Annotated in this window: 4 protein-coding genes; all 4 read right to left on the bottom strand. The window is 32.3% G+C overall.

The annotated features are described in order from the left end of the window. Positions 1 to 301: 301 nt before the first annotated feature. Positions 302 to 574, bottom strand: a complete 273-nt coding sequence (locus tag ACFFU9_RS12335; RefSeq protein WP_379861762.1) for a hypothetical protein — start codon at positions 572 to 574, stop codon at positions 302 to 304. A gap of 93 nt (positions 575 to 667) precedes the next feature. Further along, entirely contained in the window at positions 668 to 961 is a 294-nt protein-coding gene (locus ACFFU9_RS12330; protein ID WP_379861761.1) for a hypothetical protein, read from the bottom strand. Positions 962 to 1,071: 110 nt separating this feature from the next. Next, positions 1,072 to 1,914, bottom strand: a complete 843-nt coding sequence (locus tag ACFFU9_RS12325) for a hypothetical protein (RefSeq protein ID WP_379861760.1) — start codon at positions 1,912 to 1,914, stop codon at positions 1,072 to 1,074. Positions 1,915 to 1,918: 4 nt separating this feature from the next. Then, positions 1,919 to 3,259, bottom strand: a 1,341-nt coding sequence (locus ACFFU9_RS12320) for a glycoside hydrolase family 24 protein (protein ID WP_379861759.1), incomplete at its 5' end; no start/stop codon positions are given.

Raw genomic sequence — 3,259 nt, 5'->3', positions numbered from 1 at the left:
TAAATATGTGCTGATATTTGACAATAGGCTTGATCGCGCGGGCTGTTAAGTGTTTACCTGTATGGGGCATCAAAACAAATCGCGCTTCATCTTGAAAGTATAGGTTTACTTGCCTGTACTTGTTTTTATTTAGCCTTATTCTAATTTTGTCTAGGTGATTAGGGAGTTTTTAAAAAAGCTTTTTCAGCTTCTCCATCTTTTTTATAATGCGATTTACGGGGGCTTTTAAGCTTGGTCTTAAAATGCTTTATCAAATATTTACGCAACCAATGGTATTGTATATTTATGCCAAATTCATTGTTTACCCACGCTTGCGCATCCCAATATCCCAACCCCCCCCCCGATCGCTAGAATTCAGGCGTTTTTCAAGTTCCTTATGTATTTCAGGAGTAATTATTTTTGACTTCTTATTCCGGGGCAAGTCAGTCAATAAAAAAGATATTCCATTTTCAAGATACTGTTTTGTCCAGCGTTGTTGAGTTCGTGGATCGATACCTAAATAATCACAAAGCTCGTGGCGCGTTTTAAACTTATTCTCCTTTAGATAGATTAAAAAACATGACACGCTTTTCATACTTTATATTAGTTTGAACTTTGCGCAGTGCTTTAAGCTCCTCAATGCTTTGGGTTATTGTGAAATCTTGTGGTTTTGCCATTAGTAAATATACTATAAAAAAAACGACATTATATAATTAAATTGATATAAGTCTCTACCTGCGTGTTTTCTTCCTCCTTTTCTGTCTGAATTAAATGTAGTTTGATTATCCCTTTGCTTTGCACGCCAATAATAATTTTCACCCCATTTTTTATTTGGGTCGTTTAACGGTTTTACTAATAATGGGAAAATAATATACTTTTTCTTTTGTTCAATTTTTTCCAACTTTAACTCTTCGCCAAGCATTACCGCACTATTAACTTCTGTAGCCTCATCTAAAGTTTCATCATCGGCTACTTTTAGCATTAAGACTTCTATGCGGTTGCTGTTGCTTTTATTTTCTTCATCTGTTTTATTGGGATTGGCTACGTAATAGGCTCTTGGTATACTATATTCATCAATATTATTATCTATCTTTATTCATCACACCTTATTAGTTTTATATCTTTTAGTTGCTCAGATTGTAATTGAAAATCACTATTTTCAACCCAATCCCTTTGATGTGTTTCTGTATTGTAAAAACCAAGCCAATTAAAATTCATAATATCGGATTCTATATTATAATTGATTTTTCCAATTAAACTATCTTTCGAAAAACTACCCCAATCTAAACGCATACCGCCAGCTCCTAAATCGTTTGGCTTATTTAAATATATATTATATATTGAATCATTCACTTTTCCTAAAGTTGCGTCTATGTATATTTGATTTGAATTTACTTCAATAAAAACCTCCTTATCTTTAATTTGAATTTTCCCTAAACCTTCACAACGTACTTTCCATTGGTCATTTAAACCCATATGAGAAATGGGGTCTTCAATTTCCGAATTAATGCATTCTTCTTTAGGTAAAGAATTGTAATTTTTATAATCAATAGTATAGAAGCTAAAATCAGAGTTCACCTCATTATCATCAAGATTATAATATTCCCAAAGAATTATTCTTTTTCCTTTATCTATCCATCGTAATCTATATTCAGCATTTGCAATAAAGTTCTCAAAAGAAATAATGTAACCGCTTTTAGTTTCGGTTACACTTTTTATTTTTTCAATTTCATCAGACATTCTATAAAAATAAAGACTGTCATTTTTTATTCTAAAACTTAAAAGACTCTTTTCACAAGGTCTAATTTTTTCGTTATTTTTATCTTTAATAAATTGCCATGTTGTATTTGATAAAGCTTCTGGGATATTACTTGTCTCACATGATGTAATAAATAAATAAATAAATAAATAAATAAATAAATTTCTGTTCTTCATTTTATTAATGTTTGTTTTTTCTAACTTGCGTTATCGTATAAGTTTTAGAGCCTCCAGCAGATTTTCCTATAATCCTGCCGTCCGGTTTCAAATAAAGTTTATTATTTTCATTTATACCTTTTAGTTCCTTATTGACAGGGTAAGTTCCTACTTCAAAGTATCTATAAAACACCTTGCCCTTTTCACATCCTCTCCCTACAATAACGACAAAGTGATCTGTAGTTTTCTCATTAATATCTTTATTTTTTGTTTTATTTTTTCTTAAAGTATGATCTACACCAACTAACACAGGAAAGCCATTATTTATTTCTTCATCTAAATAATTCACTCCTTCTCTTGTTTTTTTCACTACTAACTCGTCATTTTCTTCAAGTACAGTTTGGATAAGGCTATCTTTACTTCCCGAACCATCTTTTAAGCCATAGTTTAAAAGAATTTTATTGCATGCTCTCCAACAAGCAAGATCTGGCCTTTCTAATGTAAACTGTGAAACCCATTTTGTTTCATCCGTTAAATCTACATGCTCCTTTTCACAATCAGAACAAGTATCTCTTGTTTTTAATTTCTTACATTTACAACTAATTCCGAACTTCTTTAAAAATCCTTTTTTAAGATGTAAATCACTTTTTTCGGCTAACTCCTCTTTTAAAAAATTATCATACAAGGCAAGAGCTTCTTTCATTGTTTTATTAGGTTGCCCATATCTTCCCGGTGGTAAACTTGCCCATTCATAACTTCCATACTTCTCTGTTGCTTCTTCTATTTTTCCTTCAAGAATTAATTTTAGCATCCCTTTGCGTGCATGCTTAAATAGAATAATGCAAAACAAATCTTGACTTTCTGGCTTAAAATCTTTTATACCATAAACTTTACGTTGTATTTTCATGTTATTATCTCCCCAAGTATACCCCATTACTTGGTAAGCTCCAGCTGCTGAACTATAGACCTTTGTTCCATCTTTTTTAGTGTACCAATACACTTTTATTTGTGGATGGTCTGACATATCCTTATTGTGCGGCGATTTTGTAAAGTCTTTGCCGCCGAACAATCTGGTATAACCTATTTCTCCTTCCGTATCTTCTCCAATTCGTAGCATTCTCATATATGCTCTTACTCTTGCTTCACACTCACATAATTTGTTTTCCCCGCTGTTATCTTCCAACCCCTCCCCAAGAATAACCGCATTATTTTTAGCCTCAAATTCTTTATCTTTAGTTAAGTCTTTGGCAACTTTAAGCATCAGGGCTGTGATACGGTTGCCTTTGCTGTTAATTTTGTCTGCTTCGTCTGCTTTGTTTTGATTGGCTACATAATAGGCTCTTGGAAATTCTGCACCGCTTTTTAC

Origin of the sequence: Mariniflexile ostreae (assembly GCF_042427585.1) — a bacterium.
Lineage (GTDB): Bacteria > Bacteroidota > Bacteroidia > Flavobacteriales > Flavobacteriaceae > Pseudalgibacter > Pseudalgibacter ostreae.
Note: the sequence above shows the minus strand (reverse complement) of the source record. Positions and strands in the feature narration are given on the sequence as shown.